This is a genomic window from Tropicimonas sp. S265A (assembly GCF_049800835.1).
Taxonomy (GTDB): domain Bacteria; phylum Pseudomonadota; class Alphaproteobacteria; order Rhodobacterales; family Rhodobacteraceae; genus Dinoroseobacter.
In genome coordinates, this window is record NZ_JBNAFU010000008.1 from 16,312 (window position 1) to 39,390 (window position 23,079).

The 23,079-nt window shown below is 59.3% G+C and carries 30 protein-coding genes; 18 read left to right on the forward strand and 12 right to left on the reverse strand.

The annotated features are described in order from the left end of the window. Positions 1–40 precede the first annotated feature (40 nt). Positions 41–484 (reverse strand): DUF2383 domain-containing protein, encoded by a 444-nt coding sequence (locus ACP15N_RS16650; RefSeq protein WP_425093466.1) that lies wholly within the window; start codon positions 482–484, stop codon positions 41–43. Between the two features lie 127 nt (positions 485–611). Between ACP15N_RS16650 and ACP15N_RS16655 the strand changes: the two genes are divergently transcribed. Further along, positions 612–875 (forward strand): DUF7218 family protein, encoded by a 264-nt coding sequence (locus tag ACP15N_RS16655; RefSeq protein WP_425093467.1) that lies wholly within the window; start codon positions 612–614, stop codon positions 873–875. A 3-nt stretch (positions 876–878) separates the two neighbouring features. Here ACP15N_RS16655 and ACP15N_RS16660 read toward each other — a convergent pair whose 3' ends face one another. Then, positions 879–1,544, reverse strand: coding sequence for an FAD-binding oxidoreductase (locus ACP15N_RS16660; RefSeq protein WP_425093468.1), 666 nt, complete (start codon positions 1,542–1,544; stop codon positions 879–881). A 91-nt stretch (positions 1,545–1,635) separates the two neighbouring features. Between ACP15N_RS16660 and ACP15N_RS16665 the strand changes: the two genes are divergently transcribed. The 4 genes from ACP15N_RS16665 to ACP15N_RS16680 all read left to right on the forward strand — a co-directional run bounded on the left by ACP15N_RS16665 (position 1,636) and on the right by ACP15N_RS16680 (position 5,419). Further along, the gene (locus ACP15N_RS16665) at positions 1,636–2,616 is read left to right on the forward strand and encodes a DNA topoisomerase IB (protein WP_425093469.1); all 981 of its coding nucleotides are present in this window, start codon (positions 1,636–1,638) and stop codon (positions 2,614–2,616) included. 49 nt (positions 2,617–2,665) lie between these two features. After that, entirely contained in the window at positions 2,666–3,601 is a 936-nt protein-coding gene (locus tag ACP15N_RS16670) for an amidoligase family protein (protein ID WP_425093470.1), read from the forward strand. 19 nt (positions 3,602–3,620) lie between these two features. Then, entirely contained in the window at positions 3,621–4,358 is a 738-nt protein-coding gene (locus tag ACP15N_RS16675; RefSeq protein ID WP_425093471.1) for a gamma-glutamyl-gamma-aminobutyrate hydrolase family protein, read from the forward strand. A gap of 236 nt (positions 4,359–4,594) precedes the next feature. Then, entirely contained in the window at positions 4,595–5,419 is an 825-nt protein-coding gene (locus ACP15N_RS16680) for a PRC-barrel domain-containing protein (protein ID WP_425093472.1), read from the forward strand. An 86-nt stretch (positions 5,420–5,505) separates the two neighbouring features. On the opposite strand, the gene ACP15N_RS16685 is transcribed toward ACP15N_RS16680, so the two are convergent. From ACP15N_RS16685 to ACP15N_RS16700, 4 genes are read right to left on the reverse strand one after another with little or no spacing between them, the layout of a single operon-like run. Continuing rightward, positions 5,506–6,999, reverse strand: a complete 1,494-nt coding sequence (locus ACP15N_RS16685) for a hypothetical protein (RefSeq protein ID WP_425093473.1) — start codon at positions 6,997–6,999, stop codon at positions 5,506–5,508. A gap of 30 nt (positions 7,000–7,029) precedes the next feature. Next, positions 7,030–8,796 (reverse strand): sensor histidine kinase, encoded by a 1,767-nt coding sequence (locus ACP15N_RS16690; RefSeq protein ID WP_425093474.1) that lies wholly within the window; start codon positions 8,794–8,796, stop codon positions 7,030–7,032. Further along, positions 8,793–9,341, reverse strand: a complete 549-nt coding sequence (locus ACP15N_RS16695; protein WP_425093475.1) for an RNA polymerase sigma factor — start codon at positions 9,339–9,341, stop codon at positions 8,793–8,795. Before ACP15N_RS16695 ends, ACP15N_RS16690 begins: the two co-directional genes overlap by 4 nt. Then, positions 9,331–9,462, reverse strand: a complete 132-nt coding sequence (locus tag ACP15N_RS16700) for a NepR family anti-sigma factor (protein ID WP_425093476.1) — start codon at positions 9,460–9,462, stop codon at positions 9,331–9,333. Before ACP15N_RS16700 ends, ACP15N_RS16695 begins: the two co-directional genes overlap by 11 nt. Positions 9,463–9,594: 132 nt before the next feature. Between ACP15N_RS16700 and ACP15N_RS16705 the strand changes: the two genes are divergently transcribed. Beyond that, positions 9,595–10,422: a response regulator gene (locus tag ACP15N_RS16705; protein WP_425093477.1), complete on the forward strand. Its 828-nt coding sequence runs from the start codon at positions 9,595–9,597 to the stop codon at positions 10,420–10,422. Positions 10,423–10,477: 55 nt separating this feature from the next. On the opposite strand, the gene ACP15N_RS16710 is transcribed toward ACP15N_RS16705, so the two are convergent. Continuing rightward, entirely contained in the window at positions 10,478–10,975 is a 498-nt protein-coding gene (locus tag ACP15N_RS16710) for a Dps family protein (RefSeq protein WP_425093478.1), read from the reverse strand. A gap of 70 nt (positions 10,976–11,045) precedes the next feature. Then, positions 11,046–11,183, reverse strand: a complete 138-nt coding sequence (locus ACP15N_RS16715) for an entericidin A/B family lipoprotein (protein ID WP_425093479.1) — start codon at positions 11,181–11,183, stop codon at positions 11,046–11,048. A gap of 246 nt (positions 11,184–11,429) precedes the next feature. On the opposite strand from ACP15N_RS16715, the gene ACP15N_RS16720 reads away from it, so the two are divergent. The 4 genes from ACP15N_RS16720 to ACP15N_RS16735 are packed head-to-tail and all read left to right on the forward strand — an operon-like array spanning position 11,430 to position 12,871. After that, positions 11,430–12,242, forward strand: a complete 813-nt coding sequence (locus tag ACP15N_RS16720; RefSeq protein WP_425093480.1) for a formate/nitrite transporter family protein — start codon at positions 11,430–11,432, stop codon at positions 12,240–12,242. 48 nt (positions 12,243–12,290) lie between these two features. Continuing rightward, complete coding sequence (locus tag ACP15N_RS16725) at positions 12,291–12,464, forward strand: hypothetical protein (RefSeq protein WP_425093481.1); 174 nt, start codon at positions 12,291–12,293, stop codon at positions 12,462–12,464. Further along, entirely contained in the window at positions 12,461–12,673 is a 213-nt protein-coding gene (locus tag ACP15N_RS16730; protein ID WP_425093482.1) for a DUF2945 domain-containing protein, read from the forward strand. The genes ACP15N_RS16725 and ACP15N_RS16730 overlap by 4 nt, the downstream gene beginning before the upstream one ends. Before the next feature lie 15 nt (positions 12,674–12,688). After that, positions 12,689–12,871, forward strand: coding sequence for a PLDc N-terminal domain-containing protein (locus ACP15N_RS16735; protein WP_425093483.1), 183 nt, complete (start codon positions 12,689–12,691; stop codon positions 12,869–12,871). A gap of 63 nt (positions 12,872–12,934) precedes the next feature. Here the strand turns inward: ACP15N_RS16735 and ACP15N_RS16740 are convergent, their stop codons facing one another. Then, positions 12,935–13,663 carry a Crp/Fnr family transcriptional regulator gene (locus tag ACP15N_RS16740; RefSeq protein ID WP_425093484.1) on the reverse strand — a complete coding sequence of 243 codons (729 nt, stop codon included), beginning with the start codon at positions 13,661–13,663 and terminating at the stop codon, positions 12,935–12,937. Between the two features lie 110 nt (positions 13,664–13,773). On the opposite strand from ACP15N_RS16740, the gene ACP15N_RS16745 reads away from it, so the two are divergent. From ACP15N_RS16745 to ACP15N_RS16775, 7 genes are all read left to right on the forward strand, one after another. Continuing rightward, entirely contained in the window at positions 13,774–14,133 is a 360-nt protein-coding gene (locus ACP15N_RS16745) for a hypothetical protein (protein WP_425093485.1), read from the forward strand. A gap of 56 nt (positions 14,134–14,189) precedes the next feature. Beyond that, positions 14,190–14,360 carry a DUF1328 domain-containing protein gene (locus ACP15N_RS16750; protein ID WP_425093486.1) on the forward strand — a complete coding sequence of 57 codons (171 nt, stop codon included), beginning with the start codon at positions 14,190–14,192 and terminating at the stop codon, positions 14,358–14,360. Positions 14,361–14,438: 78 nt separating this feature from the next. Next, entirely contained in the window at positions 14,439–15,779 is a 1,341-nt protein-coding gene (gene gdhA, locus ACP15N_RS16755; RefSeq protein WP_425093487.1) for an NADP-specific glutamate dehydrogenase, read from the forward strand. Further along, entirely contained in the window at positions 15,776–17,398 is a 1,623-nt protein-coding gene (locus ACP15N_RS16760; RefSeq protein WP_425093488.1) for a thiamine pyrophosphate-binding protein, read from the forward strand. Before gdhA ends, ACP15N_RS16760 begins: the two co-directional genes overlap by 4 nt. A 66-nt stretch (positions 17,399–17,464) precedes the next feature. Then, on the forward strand, positions 17,465–17,689 hold the full coding sequence (locus ACP15N_RS16765) for a hypothetical protein (RefSeq protein ID WP_425093489.1): 225 nt from the start codon (positions 17,465–17,467) through the stop codon (positions 17,687–17,689). A gap of 38 nt (positions 17,690–17,727) precedes the next feature. Next, positions 17,728–17,925, forward strand: coding sequence for a CsbD family protein (locus ACP15N_RS16770; protein ID WP_425093490.1), 198 nt, complete (start codon positions 17,728–17,730; stop codon positions 17,923–17,925). A 150-nt stretch (positions 17,926–18,075) separates the two neighbouring features. After that, positions 18,076–19,377, forward strand: coding sequence for an MATE family efflux transporter (locus ACP15N_RS16775; RefSeq protein ID WP_425093491.1), 1,302 nt, complete (start codon positions 18,076–18,078; stop codon positions 19,375–19,377). On the opposite strand, the gene ACP15N_RS16780 is transcribed toward ACP15N_RS16775, so the two are convergent. Genes ACP15N_RS16780 through ACP15N_RS16790 form a run of 3 tightly spaced genes read right to left on the reverse strand, consistent with a single transcriptional unit; the run spans position 19,378 to position 22,389 of the window. Continuing rightward, the gene (locus ACP15N_RS16780) at positions 19,378–20,025 is read right to left on the reverse strand and encodes a potassium channel family protein (RefSeq protein WP_425093492.1); all 648 of its coding nucleotides are present in this window, start codon (positions 20,023–20,025) and stop codon (positions 19,378–19,380) included. It abuts the gene before it with no gap. A 1-nt stretch (position 20,026) separates the two neighbouring features. Next, a complete protein-coding gene (locus ACP15N_RS16785) occupies positions 20,027–21,490 on the reverse strand; it encodes a TrkH family potassium uptake protein (RefSeq protein WP_425093493.1) in 1,464 nt (487 codons plus the stop codon). Next, positions 21,487–22,389 (reverse strand): mechanosensitive ion channel family protein, encoded by a 903-nt coding sequence (locus ACP15N_RS16790; RefSeq protein WP_425093494.1) that lies wholly within the window; start codon positions 22,387–22,389, stop codon positions 21,487–21,489. The genes ACP15N_RS16785 and ACP15N_RS16790 overlap by 4 nt, the downstream gene beginning before the upstream one ends. A gap of 116 nt (positions 22,390–22,505) precedes the next feature. Between ACP15N_RS16790 and ACP15N_RS16795 the strand changes: the two genes are divergently transcribed. Further along, entirely contained in the window at positions 22,506–23,072 is a 567-nt protein-coding gene (locus ACP15N_RS16795) for a hypothetical protein (RefSeq protein WP_425093495.1), read from the forward strand. Positions 23,073–23,079 lie beyond the last annotated feature (7 nt).

Consider the following 23,079-nt stretch of genomic DNA (forward strand, 5'->3'; position numbering starts at 1 on the left):
TCAGGTGGGTCGTGAGAGTTGGGGGACGCAAAAGACGCTGTCAGCCCTTGAGCGCCTCGACGTGCGATTTCAGGGTCTTGCGCTGATCCTCGAGCATGGCGCGGCAATCGTTCTGCCCGTCCATGCATGCGATGGCGTCATTGTAGGTTTGCACGATGCGCTCCTCGCCCTCGATGATTGCGCCGAGGACGGACGAATCCAGCCCATCAAACCAGTCGCGCGCGGTGGCGACGGCCTCATGGACGAGGCCCATGAACGATCCGGCATTCTCGGGCTTACCGCCCATCCGGTTGATCATTTCATAGACGGACGCCGCGTGCGTTTCGTGCAGCGCAAGAAGGCGTTCGACAAATGGATGAAGATCCTCGTCGGCGCGCTCCACCATGACCTGATAGCCTTTGATGACATCGGCCAGGTCTGTTGCGACCTTGTTGATGGCCGCCATAGGCGCATCAGCGGTGTTTACTCTATACGTGTCCGGCATGGTATTTCTCCATTCAGTGACATCGGAAGAACGCAGGATCGTCGGTGATGTTCCCGGATCTTTTTTTGGAACCCCAGGACGCGTTGCGCGTTGCCCCAGGCGACACTTGCTTCAGGGAGGAGCGGCCGTGGCCGGCAGACCAAGCATCAAAGACGAAGACACATATGACGCGCTTCGCGACGAGGGCATGTCCAAGGGCAAGGCCGCACGTATCGCGAATGCACAGGCCGACCCGGACAGCGATCCGTCCTCGAAAGGGGGGAAACAGCCGCCTTATGAGGACTGGACCAAAGACGACCTTATGGACCGTGCGAAACAGCTCGACATCGATGGCCGGTCAAAGATGTCGAAAGACGAGCTGATTTCGGCACTGCGGGAAGACAACGGATGAAAATCATTCTTCCCTGACAATGCGCTCGTCTGGGACGCCGCGAGACTTGAGACGGCTGACGATGTCTTCTTCGAACTCCGGCGGGCCGCAGACATAGAACCGTTGATCCCAATCCTCGATATAGGTGTCTAGGAAATCCCCGTCGATCCGCTCGGCCTTCTCTTCGGCGCCTCTCGGGTCGGAGAGCACGAAATTGGTCTCGAGGCTCTGCAACCCGCACCAGAAGTGCTTCAGAATGATGTCGTCTCGGGTCTTCGCGCCGAAAATCAGGCGACAGCCGTTGAGGTCACGGCGGCGCGCACGTGCTTTCAGAATTCCGATGAAGGGCGTGATGCCCGCACCTGCGGCGATGAAAACACCGGGCCCACTGTCCCGGATGGCACCCCACGGATCGTCGAGAAGGACATGGTCGCCGGGGTTAAGCGACGGAAGGTGCGCTGTCACGCCGTCCCGCTCGGGATAGCTTTTGATGACGAAAGCCAAGATGTTAGCGTCCGGGTCGCTGACGAAAGTAAAGGGCCGTTTCTCGTCGCGCCAGTCCGGATGGTCGATCGCGAGTTCTGTGGCCTCACCAGGCACAAAGCTGTACCCCTCCGGCCGGTCAAACGTGTAGTAGGTCGTGTCGGGTGTGATTTTCAACGTCGATTGAAGTGCCACGCGATGTGTCATGTCCTGCCTCTGCAATTGGATTGGGGGAACAACCAACCTCGGAGGCTGCTGGTTCCATGGAACTGCCAGCACGCCTTGTCGTTCTCATTCCATGAGCACAGACATCTGCAAATCGATTGGGCTGAAATTTTATCCCGATAGCCGCCCGGGCTTTCGTCGTGAGCGGAGGGGCAGGGGCTTCAGCTACACCGCGCCGGATGGAACACGCGTGGCCTGTCCTGAGATGCGAAAACGGTTACACGCGATGGCTGTACCACCCGCCTACACCGACGTTTGGCTATCGCCGCACCGCACGGGGCATCTGCAAGCTACAGGTCGCGACGGGGCGGATCGCAAGCAGTATCGGTACCATCCTGATTGGGTAGAGTTTCACGCAGCTCAAAAATTCGAACGCTTGCCCGACCTTTTCAAAGGCCTCGCGCGCATGCGACGTTGGACTGCTCGCCAGTTGAGCCGCGAGGCACAGGACCGAGACACGGCCATCGCAACGGCACTCGCGTTGATGGATCGTTTGTCACTTCGGATCGGCAATCCGAAGTACACGGCAGAGAACGGGAGTTTCGGTGCCATTACGCTGCGACGCCGCCACGTCGTTGAAGAGGACGATGGTCTTTTTCTGCGGTATATTGCCAAAGGCGGAGATGCTGTTGAAAAGCGCCTGACCCCGGGCCACCTCGCGGCGCGGCTGCAACAGGCGTCGGACGGCCCTGGTGCCACGCTCATCGGTTTCTCGGATGACTATGGACGGTGGCGCCGGCTGTCAGGTGACGTTGTGACCGAGCGGTTGCAGGAGTTGATCGACGCCGCGGTTTCACCCAAGGACATCAGGACATGGAATGGCACGCACGCGGCCTTTGTGACCGCGACCCGCCTCCCTGCGCTGTCGCTAAAGGCGGTTTCCGAAGCGGCCGCAGAACGGCTTCACAACACGCCGGCGATTGCGCGAAGCAGTTACATCCACCCTGCCGTCATTGAGGCTGTGAAGACGGGTCGCGCGTTGTCAATTTCTTCCGACCGGGCGTTGAGCCACCTCCGTACCGGCGAACGAGAACTCGCGGAACTGATTTCCTGAGCTCGACGCCCGTGCGGGAACCTGAAGCACGCAACAACGTTGATGCGGCATGGAACAGAAAATTGCAGACCATGATCGAAAGCCTGGTCCCACGCGCGAGGGGCGCGTTGGACTAGAGCTTGAGTTTGCGGGCCTAAGCGAGCGGGCTGCAGCGGAAGCCGTTGCGCTGAGCACAGCCGGAGTAGCAAGAGAAACTGCGCCACATCGCTGGGCGGTCGAGACCGAGGCATTTGGCACCTGCGAGGTGTATCTCGACACGCAGTTTGCCGATACGATCTCCCAGGTGGCAGGCGAAAACGGTCTCGCGCTCGCGCGCCAAATCGTGCCGGTTGAAGTGGTCACTGAACCGTTTCCGATACGGCATCTGCCTGAGTTCGACCTGGTGACCGACGCGCTGCGGTTGGAGGGGGCTTCGGGGTCCCGAGACGGATTGTTTTTTGGCTTCGGCACACATGTAAACATCGAAGTTGATACAGACGATGTAGATCTGGTTGTGTCGCGGTTATGCGCGTATGCGCTCATCGAGGAGTTTTTGCGCCAGGAACACCCGATCGACATCTCTCGTCGTGTGTTGCCCTTCGTGTCGCCCTATCCAGACAGCCTGGTAAACGCGTTGGCGGAACATCAGCCACGCACGAAAGAGCAGCTGCTGGACCTGTATCTTCACCATGCGCCATCGCGCGATCACGGTCTCGACCTGCTACCGATCCTGGCGCTGTATGACGCCGAACGGGTGCGTTCCGATGCCGAGGGGATGACCAAGGTCAAAGCGCGACCCGCGTTTCATTTCCGCTTGCCCGATTGCCGCGTGGACGAAGAGGGATGGTCGGTGCTGGATGCATGGGACGATTGGAGCCTCGTCGAGGCAGTTGCCGATGACCCCGATCTTCTCGCTGATCTTTGCCAAGCACGCCGTGACTGGATCGCTGCAAACGCATGGCAGCGGGCGCCCTGGTTCAAGACCGTTTTCGACGTTCTTTCCTAGTGTACCCAGGAGCGACTAAATGAGTAGGCGACCAAAAATTGGTGTGACAGTCTCGCGCCGCAGCGGCTGGCGCATCTTCCCGCTGATGGCCCTGAACGTTTGGCTGGCGGGCGGCCGTGCCGTGAAATGGCAGACCGCAACAGACGTGAATATCGATGCGGTGGACGGGATCATCATCGGCGGCGGCGACGATATTGGACCGCGGCTGTATGGTGGCGATATCTCCCTATCAGTGCGTCTTGACCATGTGCGGGACGCGATGGAGAAATGGATTTTGGAGAAAGCGTTCGAGAGCGACCTGCCGATCCTCGGCATCTGTCGCGGTGCGCAGATGCTCAACGTGGTTTTGGGCGGGACACTGCACCAGGATGCGTACACGCGCTATGGCTCCCGCCGGTTTCATACGATCCTCCCCAAGCGAGAGGTCGACGTGACACCCGGCACGCGACTTTCCCAAATTATCGGCGAAGAACCGATGTGCGTAAACGCGCTCCACAAGCAATCGGTCGCTAAGCTGGGTCGAAACCTTCGCGTTTCGGCAACCGACGAAAAGGGCATGGTTCAGGCAATCGAACGTACCAGCGACCCATTTGCGGTTGGGGTGCAGTGGCATCCCGAGCATATTTTCTATGAGCCGCGCCACCGCGCACTCTTTGCCGCGCTTGTCGTCGCTGCGCGTGCTGCGCGAGACAGCCGTGAGCAGATCGGTGCGGTCGATCTCGAAATCGAAAAAAGGGGCCCGATTTTGGGAACCTAAAGGCGCGGTCAGCGTTTACGTTCTGAGACGCAGGTGTCCCCCTTGCGTCTCTGCCCCCGGCCCGGATGCCATTCTGTCCCATTGTTCTCCGGGCCATTTCATCACTCTCGCCCGCCAGTCTGACTGGCGGGCTTTTTCTTATTCGTTTCAGTAAATTGCGCGGAACCACGACACGTCGCGCGCGTTGATTGATCGAAGACCAGATGTCTTCTGACTCAACTAACATGGAGGCTATTATGAAGTCCCTTTTGATGACCACCGCACTGACCGCAGGCGTCGCCATCGCCGGTGCTGCGGCCGCGCAATCCAACATGGACGAGCCGATGTTCCCCAACATGGCGTCCGAGTCTGATCTGCACGCATCCGATTTCATCGGCATGACCGTCTATGCCACCGGCACCGTTCAGGAGACCGAGTGGGATATCGACGAAGTCGCCGGCATGCAGGCCGATTGGGATAACGTCGGTGAGATCAATGACCTGATCATTACCCGTGACGGCGAAATCAGCGCCGTTCTCGTCGATATCGGCGGTTTCCTCGGCATGGGCGAGCGTCAGGTCGCGATGAACATGGACGAGATCCGCTTCGTCTCCGACAGCGAAACCGAAGACGAAGGTGATTTCTTCCTCGTCATCCCCGCATCGCAAGCCGAACTGGAAGAGGCACCGGAGTACGAAGGTTTCGCCATGCGCGGCGATGTCGACAGCGAGATCAACCCCGCAGACGACGACGCCGAGATGGTCGCCGAAAACGACGACATGATGGGCGAGATGCTGGCCGCCGAAGAGCTTGCCATGCTGACCACCGAAGACCTCACCGGCGCGCGCGTCTATGACGCAAGCGGCGAGTGGATCGGTGAGATCGACCAGCTGAACGTGAACACGGATGGAACGATCACCCATGCAATCGTCGATGTCGGCGGTTTCCTCGGCCTCGGCGAAAAGCCGGTGCAGCTGCCGATGGACCAGCTGAACATCACTCGACACGACGGTGACGAACTCCGCGTGTCGGTGCCGATGACGGAAGAAGAGCTCGAAGGTCTGCCGACCTGGGAGAGCTGATCTTCGTTTGCGCTGACTAGCGCGACAAAACCGATTGTACTTCGGTGGGAGGGGTTCGCGTAGAGCGGCCCCTCCTTTTCTATTGGTCAAACCATTTCGTCGGGCACACCCGGAAGTGGGGAGGCAAGTGCCGCATCCCGCCCGAACGGGTAAGGTAAGAGGAAGTGTTTCCGTTCCGCTGGGGCCGTGACCATGTTCTCCGCTGCTGCGCCCGCGACCCACTCGACGATCTGCGGCGCGGGACCCGACAAGTCGGGCGCAAACGTGCCAAACCAGTGCTTGAAGGCTCTTTGGCGGAGATCCGACACGATCTCGCGGTCGGTAAGGAGAAGGCCGGCCTCCGTGTCCCAGCGCATGCTGCGCCCGTTCAGATTGGCTGATGACAGGATTGCTTCGTCGGAGCCAAAGAGGCTGAGTTTCGAATGAACGTAAATAATGGGGGCGTCGAACAGTGCGCCTGGTCCTGGGACGGTTGTCTCGACGGGACGTGCAGGCGCCACAATGGCTAAACGCGGGCCAAGACCCTCCCGAAGGATCTCAAGCGCTTCCAGTTGCTTTTGAGCACCAAGCTGCGCATCTTCCCGATCATTGCCTTCGAACGCTACATCCTCCGGCGCTGCGGGTAGCACGAGGACGCCGCCAAGTGAATCGCACTGGACAGCGCGTTTCGCGAGCGCTTCGGCCAAAGGTGCGTGACGAAAAAACTGTGTCTCTAGATAGATCAGCCCATCGCACCGTGCGATGGCATCGAGATGTGCGGCTTCAATCTCGGTGATCACGGGTTTTGGCGAAATGCGCGCAACAGGAAGCAATCGCGCTTTGGACACTGTGCGCAGGAACCCTGGCTCGCGCGGGCTCGGCTCCTCATCGCCGGCGCAGATCCCTTTGAAGCTGCGCAAGTGACGACTGGCGGACTGGACGACCGGCCCACTCACGATGCAATTGATGTCCTGCCAGGTTTCCTCGGCGGGCTGCTCGTGGTTGGATGTGTCATAACGTCGGTCATTAAGATCTAGACCGCCGATATAGAGCCATTCATCATCGACCATGGCGAGTTTTTGGTGATGGGTGGCGGGTACGAGCGGGACGGGAATAGAGGCCTTGGCCTCTTCGAGGCCAGGTGTGAGTTCATCGGATTCTTTTTCCTGGAGTTCGGCCTGAATCTTCGGCTGCAGCGCCAGTTGGGGCAGAAGACCCACGCGCGCAGGATGCATCGCGATGTCAAACGACATTAGCCCGCGTTCCGATAGGACATCTAGCGCGGCCAGGACTCGCGCGCTCCGCCAGCTCGCGCGATGATGGTCCGTTGCGACAACAGGGTCGAAATCCGTGATCGTGATATCGAACGACACGCCGTCATTCAACTTCGTAAGGATAAGGTCAAACCAGGTGTCGCCGTGTTCCTTCGCTTCCGGACTTCGCAGCGTTGTAAGCGGATCGAAGACACGGAAGCAGCCAACCACGCTTTGCCTGGCGTTGAGCACCAGTCGTTCGAACGCCGGATACGCTTCCCCTGCAGTAAACAACGGCTTGAAAGACGTTACAGTACTCGCGATCTCTGAGCGTTCTTCCGGGTCCATGGCATGTCAGCCTTCTTCCGAAGTTTGTTCTTAGGCGGGTTCCATTTCGACGGCGGCGTCTTCGTCAGTGTCCTCGTCGGCCAGGTCATCATGTTGCGTGAACGACACCGTCACGGCGTAGTGTCGACCATTGGCGGTTTCGCCAGCTTTCATGCTACCGTCGAGTTGCGACACAAACGCGTCAATGAGGCGAGCGCCGAGCCCTGTTCCTTCTTCGGCAACAGGGTCTGTCAGCGGCGCGCCGATCGTGTTTCGGACCTCGAAGAGAATGTGGGCACCCTCCACCGCTAGTGAGACGTCGATGAACGGAACACCGTCGTTTGGTCGACCGACATACTTCACCGCATTTGTGACCAGTTCGTTGGCTAGAAGTGCCAGCGGCACCGCGCGATCAGGATCCATATTTAGCGGATCGAGAAGCGTTTCTGAGCGAATGGCCTTGCCGCCAGCCACAGCGACCGACAAAGTGGCCTGCACAACTTCGTGCAGGAGTTTATCGACCCGCACCGTTGCGACAGTTGTGCCCGAGTAGAGCGCTTTGTGGATTGATGAAAGGCTGAGCACCCGATCCTGCACGCGTCGCAGGACGTGCTTCGCGCCCGGGTCTGAGACCGTCCGAAGCTGTATGTTCAGGATGGACGCGATGAGTTGTAGGTTGTTCTTGACCCGGTGGTGCACTTCACGCAGCAGCAGGTCCTTTTCCTGTACCGTGTCTTGGAGCTCAAGCCGATCCGCAAGGATCTTGTCGATGAGAGCGTTGTATGTCTCAGCAATGCTCTCGAACTCGATCGGCGCATCGGCAAGATCGACAAAGACTGCACTACCGTGTTGCGGTTCAAAACTCGCCATTCCGCTCCGGAGCCGATCAAGGTGCCGCAGAGCGAGGCGATCGACAGCAAACACGGCCACGGCAAGCGATGCAATCCACATCAGGATGGGAAAGGCGGCGGCGGCATTGGCCCAGCTTGCCGGTGTCATGAGGACCTCAGTTTCGTCCCACAGCCCGAGCACATAGACGCCGTAGTCCCGGAGTGGAACGAGCGCTGCCAGCTTCGTCTCTCCGTCCTCGCGCGTATAGCGCAATGTCGCGCCTTCACGCGGAATCGACATCTCGGCCGGAACGACTCCCGCTGCGCTGAAGCGTTCCGCGTCGTCGATGCCGGTACTGGCAGTGAGGACGTTGCCCTGCTCATCCAACAAAGCAACAATCGTTCCGGGCAAGTCGCGCGCCATCAGCCTGTCCGTGACGACGTGCGGCATGGACAGGGAGAGTGCGCCGAAAAACGTACCGTCCGCGTTGAAGATCGGCTCTGTCGCAATGACCACCGATTGACCGGTCACGGCACCCTGTTCATTTATCACGAGCGTTGAGCGCGGGTTGGCCACCAGGTCCACCCAGTCGTCGCGCCCGCTGAAATCCGTTCCCACGCCGCTTGATGCGCAGGTCAAAAGGCCATCGGCTGAGATGAAACCTGCAAATGAGAATGGATTATCACTGTCGACAAACTCGCGGAGCATCTCCGAGCATTCATCCGATGTGGGACCAACTCGACGCACCGCCTTCCCTAACGCGTCTGCGGCGCCGTAAGACCGCCTCAGCAAGGCGCGCTGTGCATCCACGGCGCGCACCGTTTCAGCCAGTAGGTCTCGCTCCTCCAAGGCCCGCGCGTCAGAGATCACAGTGGTCGTTTGGAACACGGCGATGAAACCGAGCGGCAGCACGGCAAGGCTCAGCATCACGGCCAGTCTGGTCCGGAGTGAGCGCGAGACTGTCTGGAGGCGTCGCCAGAGCGTCATGCGGCTGGACGTCCGGTTACGACCCCCATTGTGACGCGGTCCGTGATTTCGAGCGGCTCGCCTTCGTCGAGCTGCATCAACTCGGCAAGACGCTTGCGACCGCGGTTCGCACGGCTTTTGATGGTTCCCACAGCGCAGCCGCACATCTCAGCTGCGTCCTCGTAGGAGAAGCCCGACGCGCCGACCAAGAGGAGGGCTTCACGCTGTTCGTCCGGCAACATGGCGAAGGCCTCTGCGAACTCTTTCATGACCAGTCGGCCGTCATGCAGCGGCTTTTCCGACATGCGGCCTGCATGGACGCCGTCGCCGTCTTCCACCTCGCGTGCGCGTTTGCGACGAAGGGAATAGAACGTGTTGCGCAGGATCGTGAAGAGCCAGGCGCGCATGTTGGTGCCGGCCTCGAACTTGTCGATCTTGGACCACGCCTTTTCGACGGTGTCCTGCACCAGGTCATCGGCAGTAGCTGCGTTCCGCGTGAGAGACCGCGCAAAAGCGCGCAACGCAGGCAGGTGTTCGATGATTTCGTCCCTGGGATCAGGAGTCATCTTTTGGTGCCTCGTCCTTTGCCTTGAGCTTGGCGATGAGATCCTTGAACCGATCAGGCAGCTCTTCACTGACCGTCGCGTCGTAAGCGCGCTTCAGGTTTTCGTCGATCTGCTTGTTCATGTTGCGTCTGGTCGCTCTGGATTTTTCGGTGTCTGAAGCCATGTTTCCGCGTATCTCGAATATTTCTGCCCTAACAGGGAACCAACTAGCTCGAATTTGGTTCCATAAAAAGAAATGACAGGAGAACAGTGGATGACAACCACCTCAGACAGCAGGGACCTTAGCGCAGAACTTTTGCAGGAACTGCCATTCCTTCGCCGCTACGCACGCGCCTTGACCGGGGCCCAAGACAGTGGGGATCGCTACGCTGTCGCAACGCTGGAAGCGATCGTGGCAGAGCCGACGCTGATCCCCGATGATATGGACGTCAAGGCCGCGCTTTTCCGGACGTTCCATGGGATATGGGCAAGCTCTGGTGCGCAGACCGAAGACTTCGGCGAGATATCAGACCTTTTGGAGGCGCGCGCTCAGTGGCGTCTAAAACATCTCTCTCCCAACTCGCGTGAAGCTCTCCTGCTCCGGAGCATCGAAGGATTTGGCTTCTCCGAGATCGCCACGATTATGGATGTGTCCGAAACTGAGGCGCAAGAGTTGTATCAACGCGCTGTCAGCGACATGGGCGAGATGGTAACCGGCGATGTCCTGATCATTGAGGACGAAGCAATTATCTCGATGGACCTGTCGTCGATCGTGAGCGACATGGGCCATAACGTGATCGAGATCGCGCGGACACGGGACGACGCCATCGCCAAAGGGAAAGCTGGCAATCCCGACCTGATCTTGGCGGATATCCAACTGGCGGACAAATCGTCGGGCATCGACGCAGTGAATGCTCTGCTGGAAGCGCTCGGCGAACGACCGGTGATCTTTATCACAGCGTTTCCCGAGCGGCTGCTGACCGGCGAGCGGCCGGAGCCTGCGTTCATGATCACCAAGCCCTATGCAGAAGAGCAGGTTCGCGCCGCCGTCAGCCAGGCCATGTTCTTCGCAACGACCGAGCGCATGACCGAAAACGCGTAAAAGGTCTCCCATAAATCAAAGGCCCGGCATCGCTGCCGGGCCTTTTTTGTGGGCATCAGGTCGCCGCGATCGCGCGCAACATCCACACGGCTTCCTCGTGGAAAGCAGACCGTTCCGTCGCGAGGTCCTCGGTCACAGGGTCTTTGCTGTCGCCCGCACTCTCAATCAAAGCGTGCAATCGCTTGGCGAGCCTCTCGTGATCCGCTGCAAGGTCTTCCAGCATTTCCAAGGCGGACGGTGTCTGGTCGAGATCTTCAACCTGCGAGCGGCCCATGATATCGGCCATCCTCATCGGCGCCAGTTGACCGAGGGCACGGATCCGTTCGGCAAGTTCGTCGGCGGCCGTAAACATGTTCTCGTACTGATCCTCGGTCAGCTTATGGATCGAGTAAAAGGCGGGACCCGTGACGTTCCAGTGATAGGCGTGGGTCTTGAAAATGAGGCGGTAGGTATCGGCCAGAACGTCGGCAAGCGCGTCGGCAACGTCCTCGACATCTGCAACGCCCGTATGGACTTCGTCGGTGGTGGGTATGACTTTCAGTGCTTCTGACATGTGCCAAAATCTCCTTGAATGATTGGATAAACGATTTGGTCGGGTCTGTGTTTGCGTCGGCCAGACCCGATTACAGTTCGTCCTGAACCTCGTTCGCCGCGTTCGAAATCGCCTGTCCGCCGGCTTCCACGTCTTGACCCAGACCGTCCACCGTCTCGCAGGCAGCGAGCGCGAGTACCGAAATGAAAAGACCTATGCGAAGCGTCATTGTTCTTCTCCTCTAGCGTTCCGCCGGTGATGGTGAAGGTGATCACCGACCAATACTTTTGTGTGCATCAGCCCGCCTGCATATCTCACGCGCGGCGGGACGAGACGTCGATTGCTCCGCCGTCGTGTCCGATGCACCGAAAGAACAACGATCTGCCCGGTCCGAAGTTCCACATTCCCTGACCGCCAGTTTGCCGGAACTCATGCTGATCGCGCGCGTTGTGGAGGGGTTAATCAGGAGAAATCGATGCCCGACGCGAATATCGCTCAAGCTGAGCGGCTGAATTCGAAATCCATCTACGAGATCATTCGGCGCGATGGCGACGAAGAGCTCGAACGCCCGACCAACTCGCTGATCTGGTCCGGGGTGGCGGCGGGCATCCTCATTTCGTTTTCGGTACTTGGGGAGGCCGTGCTTCGGCTAAACCTGCCCGATACCGGCCCCCGCTATCTGATCGAAAATCTTGGCTACAGCTTCGGGTTTCTGTTGGTGATCCTCGGACGGATGCAGCTCTTCACCGAAAACACCATCACGACGATCCTGCCTCTCGCTGCCGAAAGGTCGATGACCTGTCTGAGATCTGTTGCGCGCCTGTGGTCTATCGTCTTGCTGGCAAATATCGTCGGAGCCGCCGTCGCCGCGGCCTTTGTGGCGTTCAGCGGTGCATTTTCCGCCGATCTCTTGGAGGTGATTGGTGACTTGTCGCGACACGCGACCGGGTTTCCCGCCGGCGAAGCGTTCTTCCGGGCAATCCCTGCTGGTATCCTTGTGGCGTCCATAGTCTGGATGCTTCCAGGCCAGAACGGCAACGATGTTCTTCTGATCGTGCTGTTCACCTGGCTGATCGCAGCGGGCGACTTCACCCACATCATCGCGGGGTCCGTGGAAATGTGGTTCTTGATGCTTCAGGGAGACTTGCGTGCGGGCCCAGCCCTCTTCCGTTTCTTTGTGCCCGTCCTCGCCGGAAACATCGTTGGTGGGACGTTGGTCTTTGCACTTCTGGCCTGGGGTCAAGTGAAGGCGGAGGTCGAGGCAGAAGCAGCTCCCGGGCGCCAGTAATACGGAACTTCGCGACCCGTGCAGCGTCGTGAGGGAAAGGAGGGCACCATGTCTGCACCAAACACGAACATCGAAAAGCAAGCAAAGCGCCACGCGCCGTCGATCTGGGGCATCACCATTGCGTTGATGATAGCGCTCCTCGCGGCCCTGGGCACCGCTGTGTGGTACGGCTATCCGTCCGACCGGCAGGCCGCGCCCACCATGGTGGAGGATTCGCAATGAGCATCTCGGTCGGAGACCGGGTGAAATGGTCATGGGGTAACGGGGAAGCCGAAGGCGAAGTGACCGAACGGTTCACCCAGAACGTCAGCCGCACGATCAAGGGGTCCGAGGTCACGCGGAATGCATCTTCGGATGAACCCGCGTTCCTCATTGAACAGGACGATGGTGACCAAGTGTTGAAATCCTGCACAGAGGTCGAAGCCGCGTAGCATGGGGGCGCCTCCATGATCGAAATTGCTGGAATAGGTGGATTGATCCTCCTCGTGCTGAACGTCTGGGCGTTCATTTCGATCGTCACATCGGGAGCTTCCACCGGCGCAACGGTTTTGTGGATCGTGCTGGTCCTCATTCTCCCTTTGTTCGGATTCATTATCTGGCTGCTGTTTGGACTGCGCGCACGGGCGTGAAACAGCTTTCCGCAGACAAGACGCCCGGTGAACCACCGGGCGTCTTTTGTCACCTGACAAATACTAGATGAGTGGGCGCGCTGCTGGCGTTTTCGGTTCCATGCCCGAGAGTTCTTCGGCTGCCTCATGATCGCTAACGTGCAGCATACCGTTTTCGAGTGACAGAATCCGACGCTCGCGCAGCTTCTTGAGTGTTTTGTTTGTATGAACCAAAGACAGCCCCAAAGCGTCTGCAAGATCTTGCTGCCGAAACGGAAACGGGCATCTTTGGTGATGGATCAGATCCAGGTTCTCGCAACGGTCAAAGAAGCGAAGCAGACCCCAGGTCAGTCGTTCCATCGCACTCATCTGTCCGATTGACGCCAGCGCCTCACCAAGAAAGTGCTCCTCGATGGCCGCAGCCCAAGTCAGATCGAATGCACGCTCAGGTTGATTTTTATACAGACTCCAGAACTCTGTCCGGTCAAAGACGCACAACACCATCGGCGTGGTTGCTTCGACCGAGTGCTGCATCTCTCCCATGACACCGGCCTGCAGACCGATAAAATCACCCGGCAGGACAAAATTCACCACCTGGCGATTTCCGTTCGGCAGCAGTTTGTAGCGCACGCCCATCCCTTTCAAAGCGGTAAAGAGCTGTGGGCTGTTCGAGCCCTCCATGAGCACAGGCGTTTTGGCGTCAATCTTCAGCTCACCGGATTTGAACCGCTGCATATATTTCAGTTCGTCCCCGCTAAGGTCCTCAAAGACTTCGAGCTTTCGGAGCGGGCAGTCTTTGCAGTTCGTCGTCATGTTACCCTTCGTAAGCTATGTCGCAGTTTAATGCACACGCGTGTGTCGCGTGACATATTGCACAACGCGAGCGACCAGCATTTGTTCCTGAAACAATCTGAGGGTCCGTTATGGATACCGAGCGGCACAGCCCGGTGGGGCCGTGCATCATTGTGCATTCCAACCCTATCGTGGCAGCCGATCTGGAGGAGCTGCTGCGCGCACGGGGCGCATCCGACGTCCGTACGGCCCGGAAGCTTGACGTGGTGTGCGGCCATACCGCTGAGTTGGCGATTGTTGCGGGGGAGGTCGAACAGGTGTTGGACGACCCAGCCGTTCGGCACTGGATCGCCATGGGGACGCCTGTGATCGTCCTAAATGGCATAAGGGGTGCATCTGAAATCGGTATGGGCGTTCATGTGATTGAACAGCCGTTCAAAGAAGAACACGTTCAGGCCATTCTCGATCAGTTGGCTTTGGCCTGGAGCTGATGGAACCAGATCACAACTCGGTTGTTATCTCTTCGTAACCGTAAAGGAGAAACGCCATGCTTGGATGGGCAATTACATTTCTCGTTATCGCACTCGTGGCCGCGCTGTTCGGCTTCGGCGGTATCGCCAGCGCTTCTGCTGGGATCGCGCAAATCCTGTTCTTCGTGTTCATCGCACTCTTCGTGATCGCACTCGTTGCACGGGCTGTACGCGGACGAACACCCTAAAGCGTTCGCTTAGGAACGCCAGGTGGCGGGCTTCGCTCGGGCTCGCCACCTTTTTTTGTCCATCATTCAGGAAAACTAATGTCGAGAGAAAGCTTGCTATCCGACTACATGGATCGTGTGGTGGAACGGTCAGTCGGAGAGGACGCCTTCCATCAAGCGGTGCGCCACGTCGCACATGACACGATCACGATCGAGAAGGCGAATTCCGATTACGCTGCCGCGAAGGTGATGGAACGGTTGTCCATCCCCGACCGCGTCATTGCCTTCCGAGTTGTATGGCAGGACGACCGGGGCGAAACGCAGGTCAACCAAGGCTGGCGGGTTCAGTATTCGAACGCGATCGGACCTTACAAAGGGGGTTTGCGGTTTCACCCTGCAGTGTCTTTGTCGGTGCTGAAGTTCCTGGGGTTCGAGCAAACGTTCAAGAATGCGTTGACCAGTCTTCCGCTTGGTGGCGGAAAGGGCGGCTCGGACTTCGATCCTACGGGTCGGTCCGACGCAGAGATCATGCGCTTTTGCCAGGCCTTCATGCGCGAGCTTGCTCCATTCATTGGGCCAAACCGAGATGTGCCTGCGGGCGACATCAATGTAGGTTCGCGGGAGATCGGCTGGATGTTCGCAGTCTACAAGGCTCATGCGCTTGAGTTTACCGGAGCGCTTACCGGTAAAGGACTGTCGTTCGGTGGGTCCCAGATCCGCACGGAGGCCACTGGATACGGTCTCATCTATTTCGTCGAGGCGATGCTGGGGGAACAGGGCGATGACCTCTCCGACAAGCGCGTCGGCATTTCCGGCAAGGGCAATGTAGCGACTTATGCCGCGGACAAAGCCATCGCGCGCGGTGCAAAGGTTGTCACCTTATCCGACACAAGCGGCGTGCTTGTCGCCGAGGACGGTCTCGACGCAGACACCGTCGCCTGGGTCCGCGCCCAGAAAGCGGCTGGCAAGGAAATTGCCGACCCACCTTCCGGATGCGGTGCGACCTTCAAGGAAGGCGACATGCCGTGGAATGAAGATCTCGATGTTGCGTTGCCCTGCGCGACGCAGAACGAGCTCGACGGAGATATGGCCAGAGCTTTGATAGACGGCGGTGTTCGCCTGATCGCGGAAGGGGCCAACATGCCCCTAACCGACGATGCGCATGACGTCGTGTCAGAGGCCGGCATGCTTCACGCGCCCGGCAAGGCCTCGAACGCAGGGGGCGTTGCCGTGTCGGGCCTTGAGATGAGCCAAAACAGCCACCGGCGGTTCGCGACGGCAGATGAAGTCGATGCGGCGCTTAAGGACATCATGCGCGATATCCACGCGCGAGTGATCGACGATGGCCGTCAGGGCAATCACGTTGACTACGTGCGCGGCGCTAACATCGCGGGCTTCCGCAAGGTGGCAGACGCGATCTCCTCCATGGGAGCAATATGACCCTCATGGAAACGGTAGCCCAGCTTTTCGCGCGAAGCCTCGCAGCGGGTGGTATCGACACGGTCTACGCCATGCCGGGCGAGGAAACGATCGCGTTAATGAACGCGTTGGAAAAGTCGCCGATCGACGTGATTTTGTGCCGACATGAGCAAGGCGCAGCCTTTATGGCGTCGGTCCATGGTCGCCTGACCGGACGACCTGCGGCGTGTCTCGCCACGCTAGGACCGGGCGCAACGAACCTTATCACCGGAGTGGCCGACGCCCAGCTTGACGGTGTTCCGCTGATTGCGATCACAGGGCAGGGCGCGCGCGAACGGGTCGCCCGGGGCCGTGACAGCCATCAGATCATCGATCTCACGGCACTCTTCGAGCCAGTCACAAAACGCTCCGAGACTCTATATACCTGCCACGTTATTCCGGGCGTCGTCGCTGAGGCGCTGCGGATCGCGCAGGCGCCAACACCCGGCGCGGTTCATCTATCGTTGCCAGAGGATCTGGCGGAACTCGAGGCTACGGGCGAACCGATCATTCACGATAGATCCTTTACGCCTTCTTGCAATCCTGGCGCAGTGTCTGCTGCCGTTGACTGCATTCAACGCGCAGATCGCGCGCTGGCTCTGGTTGGTGCTGGTGTCATCCGAGCCGGGGCGACCGGGGATTTGACGCAATTCCTTACCTGCGCTCAGATCCCTGTCGCCACCAGCTTCATGGGCAAGGGCACTGTGCCAATCGAACATGAGCTGCATCTCGGCGCATTTGGGTTGCCGGGAAAAGACCATGTTGATCAGGCAATCGCATCTGCTGACGTGTTGGTGGCCATTGGCGTTGATCCCGTAGAGTATCCATTCACAAAACTGTCCGGCGGAAACACTCCGGTCGTAAACGTCAGTGACGTCGCGATGCCACGCAATCTCGGCGCACCTGTTGCGGTCGACGTTGTGGGGCACATCGGAGCAAGCCTGAGTGAGCTGGGGAAAAACTTGGCGCCTGAGGGTCAAGCGTTATGGGATGAGGCGCAGACAGCCCAATTGCGCATGCTGGATGAGCAAAATGCTGCGTTAAACGCTATCGAAGTTCAGCCGCCATCGGCAAGCGCGCTCGTCGCCGCGTTGAACCTCTCGGTCGGTGAAGATGACCTGATCCTTTCCGGCGTTGGGACCCACAAACTGGCTTTGGCGCGCGAGTTCATGTGCCGGTTCCCCAGGCAGCTGATTGTCCCGAACGGGCTCGCCGGGATGGGCCTCGCGCTGCCCGGTGCGATTGCTGCTGCGCGGTTGCGGCAATCCGGACGTGTCATCGCCGTATGCGGGGATGGTGACGTGTTGATGAATGTGCAGGAAATGGAGACAGCTAAGCGTCTGGGCGTTGATCTGACGGTGGTTGTTTGGGTGGACGGTGGTCTTGGCCTCATTGAGGACAAGCAGGAGGCCGATACGGGCGACCGGCCTAATCTTTCTTTTCATGATCTCGATTGGGCGAGCCTGGCACGCACATTCGGTTGGGCGCATCGGGCATGCACCACGGCGGCTGAGCTGCGAGACACGTTGAAGGACACCGCCATGTCTCGCGGACTGCATCTCGTCACAGTGCCGGTGCGATATGAGGGCCTGTACGCCTAGCGCTGAGAAATCTCGGAACTCCACCAAGGCCGGCGCGTTGATTGGTCAGACGAAAGGAGTTCTGACATGAAAACCGGAACAATCATCGCAGCCATCGCAGGTGTTCTCGTCCTCGCGGCGGGCATCTACATGATCGACATCGATCAGACCCAAGAAACGCGCCTGCCCGACGTCACTGTCGAAGGCGGCCAGCTTCCTGAGTTCGACGCCGATGTGGGCGACATCGAGGTTGTCGAGGAAACGGTCACGGTACCGAGCCTCGAAGTGACCCCGCCCGCTGACGACAGCTAACCCGAATTCCAACCGCAATCTCTCGAAAGGAGACTGTCATGAACCGCGACCAAATCGAAGGCAAGTGGACGGAGATCAAAGGCAAGCTTCGCGAAACCTATGGCGAGCTGTCCGACGATGAAATCGAGGAAGCGAAAGGCGACCGCGAACAGCTTGAGGGCAAGCTTCAGCAAAAGCTGGGCAAGTCCAAGGAAGAGGTCCGCGACACCGTCGATCGCATCCTGGCCGAAGTCTAATTCGGCACACAATCCGACGCCGCGCCTGCAGAAATGTGGGCGCGGCTTTCTTTTTGACTGACACACCAGAGGGGTTCGCGCGGCAGAATGGCAAAGAAAAACCTAACGGAAGGACCCGTTTGGCGGGCACTCGCACAGATGTCTGCCCCCATGTCTTTGGGTATTTTGGCTGTCCTCTCCGTCGGGATCGCCGACGCCTATTTCCTTGGACAGCTTGGTGAGACACCCTTGGCGGCGGTAGGGTTCATCTATCCCGTCACCACGGCATTGAGTTCACTGGCGATCGGACTATCCGCCGGAGCGAACGCGGCGATCTCGCAGGCGCTCGGTCGTGAGGATGAGGCGCGCGACATCTACCGGATGGGGTTTCATGCGCTCCGCCTTGGTCTGGGGCTGAGCGCAGTGATCGCAGTTGTCGTTTGGATAATGAATCAGCCTCTTTTTGGCGTGATGGGCGCAGGAAATGGCGTAATGACAGAGATTTCTGCGTATGTTCCGCTTTGGGCGGTCTCTTTTCCTTTTCTCGTGCTCCTGATGATCACGAATGCGATTTTCCGGGCAAACGGAGATGCGGCGAATGCGTCTGTCTTTATGATCCTCGCCGCGCTGATCAACATCGCACTGAATCCTTTGCTCATTTTTGGTGCCTTTGGCTTTGAGGGGTTGGGCACGGCTGGCGCGGCGGCGGCGACGCTGGTGGGACGCGTGCTGGCGGTAGCTGCCGCGCTCTATTTTGCAATCCGCTTTGGCTATTTGCGCAAATGCGGACGTATGCTGGATGGTGTCCAGAAAAGCCTAAGTGCCATCATCCCGATTGGTGCCCCTGCTGCCTTCTCGAACGCGATCAACCCGGCGGGCATGGCCTTTGTCACAGCCGCAGTCGCCACTTTGGGCGACGCAGCCGTCGCCGGGTTCGGTGCTGCAACGCGGGTTCAGTCGGTTGCGATTGTCGTGCTTCTTGCCCTATCGGCCGGGATCGGGCCGGTGGTCGGACAGAACTGGGGGGCGGAACGACACGAGCGGGCGCAGGCCGCAGTGGTGCAAGCATGGGCATTCTGCCTTGCGTATGGCGCGCTCTTGGCGCTCGGTCTGATGATGTTTGCCGACCCCATCGCATTCTTCATCGCATCGAACGAGGCGGCCGCGGGATACACAGCGGACTATCTTCGCATCGTGGGCGTGAGCCTGTTCGGCTACGGCATCCTCGTCACCGCGAACGCAGCCATGAACGCGCGGTCCAAGGCCGTCTATTCCATGTCACTCAGCATCGCCCGGATCTTCGCGATCTACCTGCCGTTGGCGTGGATCGGCGTTCTGACAGTGGGGTATTGGGGCATCTTGGGCGCCGCGGTGATCGCAAATATCTTCGGTGTCGTCGGTGCGATCTATCTGTGCCGCAGGGCGGAGTTGCTGCCCCCGGCGCAGCAGGTGCGCCAGATGGTCATGGCATAGTCACCCGTCGAACTTTTTGCCAAGGCGCGCGCTCCCATCCCGTTTTACTGCAAAGATCAGGCAGTCACCTGCTTGGAGGATCGTATCGGAATCGGCGAAGCTTTCGTTCTCGTCTCGGACGAGGGCCACAGGCTTTGCCTCGCCGGGTAGATCCAGATCGCCGATACGCTGATTGTCCATCGATTGCGGGACCGACACCCGCTGAAGGGCAAGCTGGTTGTGTAGCGCAACATCCTGGTTGATCACCGTTTGATCCTCAAGCCCTGCGCAGATGCTTTCCGCGACGGTGGCGTGGGGGTTGATCACGTCGTCCAATTCAAGCTCATGGCAGACGTCCATCAGTTCTGCCGCCGTGATTTGTGGGATCACGCGCGAGAAGCCGACGGACCGGGCCACAAGAGAGGCAAGGATGTTGTCGTCCGACGCGTTGGTCACGGCGATAAAGACATCCTCTTCGTCCCGAAACGCGTCCCGAAGGGTTGTCGGCATCGTGCCGTCGCCTTCGATCATACCGCAGTCGAGCCGGGCGGAAAGCTTGTCCAGCCGCTCCCGGTCCTTGTCTATCAGCACCACCTCATGACCGTCCTCGATCAAACGTTCTGCGATGGCCGCCCCAAAGCGCGAGGCGCCAAGAATGGTGACACGCATGTCAGGATCCTTTCATCCAGGTGCGAGGCAGGAAGAGAACGAGCACGGCGATGAACTCCAACCGTCCCAGCCACATCGCAAAGGTCAGCGAGATCTTCAGGTCTGTTGGCAGGTCGGCCCCGATAAGGCCGGTCGAAAGGCCGACGGTTGAGAGTGCCGAGATGCTTTCGAACAGCGATTGGGGAAGGGAGAAGCCATGAAGGCTAAACTGCATGACCAAGAGCAATGCCGAAATGGCATAAATGAAGGCGAGGGCCAGAACGCCGATGATCACCGCATCTTCAACCTGCTCTCCGTCATGGCGGAGTGGCGCGACGGCGCTGTCCGGCATGGCGGGTGCCCGGATGGCGTGACGGGCGGCGCGGGCGAGAAGGCCAAGCCGCGCCAATTTCAGCCCACCAGCGGTGGATCCGGTGTCGCCGCCAAGAACCATGACCAAGATGAACAGGGCGAAGATGGCGCCCGTGATGGGCATGGCGCCGGTGGAGAATCCGGCTGTTGTCAGGGCTGAAATCAGGTCCAACGCGAGGCCGAGACTGAGGTCGCGGTTCTCCAATCCCCCAAGCGCCCAAAGCACCACCATCGCAGCGAGCACCGCGGCAACCGCGACGGCCAAACGTCGGAGCGAGCCGAGCGTTCGTACTGCACCCCAGTCGCCGCGAAGAACGAACACGAATGTCACAAGCGACAGCGCTCCGATAACACAGGTCGCCATGACGACGGTTTGACCAAGGTCGCTATAGGACGCCAAGGAATCCGAGCGCGGTGCAAAACCACCGGTTGAAATCGCGGACAGCGTCAGCGCGAGCGCCTCGCGCCAATCGGGGATTACAAGCGCGGTTATCGCGACAGCAACGGCCGTCAGCCCGAGGTAGACCCCAAGAAGCTGGCGCGCCTTTAGCCGGGTCGAGGCGATGCGATCCCCATCGGTGATGCCCACCTGTCCCAACCGCCGCGTTGGCACGCCGGAGGGAAGGATCAAGGCTAAGACCGCCGTGGCCATTACAAGACCGCCAACCCATTGCAGCCATGCGCGCAAGATATGCACGGCAAATGGCCAGCTGTCGGGGTCGGATGCGACGGAGAGGCCGGTCGTCGTCAGGCCACTCATGGCTTCGAACACCGCGTCAAAGAACGGCATGCCCACGGTCATAAAGGCTGGTACGGCACCGAGCGCGCCAAGAAAGAATACGAGTGCGACCGCAACCATCGCCTCAAGCCCACGAAGATCGGCTGGCAGCGACCGTGCACGCACCACCATGTAGGCGAACAAGGCGGCGATCGCAGGAACGGCAAGCGCTATCGTCAGCTCAAACGCCCCAGTTACTCCGGCCCAGATTGCTGGAGGCGCGTAGAGGATGGTGAACACGGGCGCATGCTTGGCAAGTGTCACCGCCACGACCTGGGGGCGGGCCCGAACACGCAGCGTGTCAGCGCCATCGCGCAAGGCCGAGCGACGATTCACGCGGCGTCACTTTCGGCTTTCACGGATTTCACCTCGATCGGGTCGTTGACCGTCAACGTGCGATAGGGAAACGGGATTTCAATGCCCGCATCATCAAGCGCACGCTTAATGGCCGCGACCACCTGATCGCGGCTCGAGCGTATGTCGACGGGCGCGGAACCAGTCCACCACGTGATCTCGAAATCGATGGAAGATGCGCCGAAGGCCTTTGCAAAAACCTGAATGTCGCGCACGTCGTCGCGCACAGAGTCTACATGGCGCACTGCTTCGGCAATCACGCCGCGTGCTTCGTCCACGTCTTCGCCATAGGCAACGCCACAAATAATGCTCGTGCGGCGGAATTCACGGTTCGTGCGAACCTGAACCGGGTTGTGAAAGAGATGGGCGTTTGGCACGACCACAAGCTGGCCGTCCGTCTGGCGGATATGGGTGTCGCGGATCGTGATCTGCTCGACTTGGCCCTCGACCTCTTCGCAATGGATGTGATCGCCAATCTCGAACGGCTCCCGCATGAGGATCAGGATGCCGGCGAGGAAGTTCTCGAATGTGTCCTTGAAGGCAAAGCCAATCGCAACAGACCCGAGCCCCAGCGTCGTCAAAGCATTAGACGGCGTCACGGTCGGGAAGACGATGGTAACGGCCATCAAAAGCGCAAGAAACCACCCGATGACGCTAACGAGGAGAAGGATTACGTCCGTCAGGTTGCGGCGGAGGTTCATCCGCCGCGCAACGCGCCGCGTAGTGGCTTTTACACCCCAAATCAGCAGCGCTGCGACGGCAAGGACAACAATTGCAAATCCAAACCGTGGGAGTGCCGCGAGCGCTGCCTCACCCCAGGTCAAGACCACGTCCTGCCAGATACTTGTCGCATCGTTCAGAAGGTCGGCGTTTTCGTCCATGTCATGCCAACGCGCTGATAGCGCACTGGTTCCCGGACCAAAATCGAATGTAGGAACCTCCGCGGCCGCCAAGCGTTTCCCGATCAAAGCGTGACCACACACGGGAGTCATAAATCATGCACTTCACCGATGAACCCAGCCATACGTGGCGCCCCAGCTGGCCCTTTCTGCTCTTGGGTGCCGTTGCATTTGCCGCGGCAGGATTGACGCTTGCGACACCCTTGCTGGCAGCAATTCCGCCGGAGCGCGTTGTTGGCGTCACTCTTCTCGCATACGGCGCGATGAGCCTGTCTATTGCCCTGTTTCATTGGCAATCGCATCGCGTCGGAACCGAGACGTTGGCTTACGCGGCTGCTTTAGCCGCTGGTACGACGCTTCTACTGCTTCCGGTCATCTCTATGATCCAATCGTTTGGCTTCGTCATCGCCGCGTATCTGATCACGTCCGGCGGGCTCAGGATTATATGTGGCATAACGCACAGGGCAGATGACGGATGTTTCGCCCTGGTTATCGCCGGTACCGTGTCGCTCCTTTCGGCAGTCCTTTTGCTCACCGCGTTTGCCGCGATAGACTGGGCGCCGTTGGTCGCGCTTGCCACCGGAATGACAGCATCGGGAACCGCGCATCTGGCTATGTGGGGCAGGGATCGACTGGTCTGGCTGGAGGACCGAAACGCCGCCTGAGGGGGTC

Bases quoted from the DNA above. Each gene is read 5' to 3' on its own strand.
- ACP15N_RS16650 (WP_425093466.1), bottom strand. From the start codon at position 484: ATGCCGGACACGTATAGAGTAAACACCGCTGATGCGCCTATGGCGGCC.
- ACP15N_RS16660 (WP_425093468.1), bottom strand. From the start codon at position 1,544: ATGACACATCGCGTGGCACTTCAATCGACGTTGAAAATCACACCCGAC.
- ACP15N_RS16665 (WP_425093469.1), top strand. From the start codon at position 1,636: ATGAGCACAGACATCTGCAAATCGATTGGGCTGAAATTTTATCCCGAT.
- ACP15N_RS16670 (WP_425093470.1), top strand. From the start codon at position 2,666: ATGGAACAGAAAATTGCAGACCATGATCGAAAGCCTGGTCCCACGCGC.
- ACP15N_RS16675 (WP_425093471.1), top strand. From the start codon at position 3,621: ATGAGTAGGCGACCAAAAATTGGTGTGACAGTCTCGCGCCGCAGCGGC.
- ACP15N_RS16680 (WP_425093472.1), top strand. From the start codon at position 4,595: ATGAAGTCCCTTTTGATGACCACCGCACTGACCGCAGGCGTCGCCATC.
- ACP15N_RS16685 (WP_425093473.1), bottom strand. From the start codon at position 6,999: ATGGACCCGGAAGAACGCTCAGAGATCGCGAGTACTGTAACGTCTTTC.
- ACP15N_RS16690 (WP_425093474.1), bottom strand. From the start codon at position 8,796: ATGACGCTCTGGCGACGCCTCCAGACAGTCTCGCGCTCACTCCGGACC.
- ACP15N_RS16695 (WP_425093475.1), bottom strand. From the start codon at position 9,341: ATGACTCCTGATCCCAGGGACGAAATCATCGAACACCTGCCTGCGTTG.
- ACP15N_RS16700 (WP_425093476.1), bottom strand. From the start codon at position 9,462: ATGAACAAGCAGATCGACGAAAACCTGAAGCGCGCTTACGACGCGACG.
- ACP15N_RS16705 (WP_425093477.1), top strand. From the start codon at position 9,595: ATGACAACCACCTCAGACAGCAGGGACCTTAGCGCAGAACTTTTGCAG.
- ACP15N_RS16710 (WP_425093478.1), bottom strand. From the start codon at position 10,975: ATGTCAGAAGCACTGAAAGTCATACCCACCACCGACGAAGTCCATACG.
- ACP15N_RS16715 (WP_425093479.1), bottom strand. From the start codon at position 11,183: ATGACGCTTCGCATAGGTCTTTTCATTTCGGTACTCGCGCTCGCTGCC.
- ACP15N_RS16720 (WP_425093480.1), top strand. From the start codon at position 11,430: ATGCCCGACGCGAATATCGCTCAAGCTGAGCGGCTGAATTCGAAATCC.
- ACP15N_RS16725 (WP_425093481.1), top strand. From the start codon at position 12,291: ATGTCTGCACCAAACACGAACATCGAAAAGCAAGCAAAGCGCCACGCG.
- ACP15N_RS16730 (WP_425093482.1), top strand. From the start codon at position 12,461: ATGAGCATCTCGGTCGGAGACCGGGTGAAATGGTCATGGGGTAACGGG.
- ACP15N_RS16735 (WP_425093483.1), top strand. From the start codon at position 12,689: ATGATCGAAATTGCTGGAATAGGTGGATTGATCCTCCTCGTGCTGAAC.
- ACP15N_RS16740 (WP_425093484.1), bottom strand. From the start codon at position 13,663: ATGACGACGAACTGCAAAGACTGCCCGCTCCGAAAGCTCGAAGTCTTT.
- ACP15N_RS16745 (WP_425093485.1), top strand. From the start codon at position 13,774: ATGGATACCGAGCGGCACAGCCCGGTGGGGCCGTGCATCATTGTGCAT.
- ACP15N_RS16750 (WP_425093486.1), top strand. From the start codon at position 14,190: ATGCTTGGATGGGCAATTACATTTCTCGTTATCGCACTCGTGGCCGCG.
- gdhA (WP_425093487.1), top strand. From the start codon at position 14,439: ATGTCGAGAGAAAGCTTGCTATCCGACTACATGGATCGTGTGGTGGAA.
- ACP15N_RS16760 (WP_425093488.1), top strand. From the start codon at position 15,776: ATGACCCTCATGGAAACGGTAGCCCAGCTTTTCGCGCGAAGCCTCGCA.
- ACP15N_RS16765 (WP_425093489.1), top strand. From the start codon at position 17,465: ATGAAAACCGGAACAATCATCGCAGCCATCGCAGGTGTTCTCGTCCTC.
- ACP15N_RS16770 (WP_425093490.1), top strand. From the start codon at position 17,728: ATGAACCGCGACCAAATCGAAGGCAAGTGGACGGAGATCAAAGGCAAG.
- ACP15N_RS16775 (WP_425093491.1), top strand. From the start codon at position 18,076: ATGTCTTTGGGTATTTTGGCTGTCCTCTCCGTCGGGATCGCCGACGCC.
- ACP15N_RS16780 (WP_425093492.1), bottom strand. From the start codon at position 20,025: ATGCGTGTCACCATTCTTGGCGCCTCGCGCTTTGGGGCGGCCATCGCA.
- ACP15N_RS16790 (WP_425093494.1), bottom strand. From the start codon at position 22,389: ATGGACGAAAACGCCGACCTTCTGAACGATGCGACAAGTATCTGGCAG.
- ACP15N_RS16795 (WP_425093495.1), top strand. From the start codon at position 22,506: ATGCACTTCACCGATGAACCCAGCCATACGTGGCGCCCCAGCTGGCCC.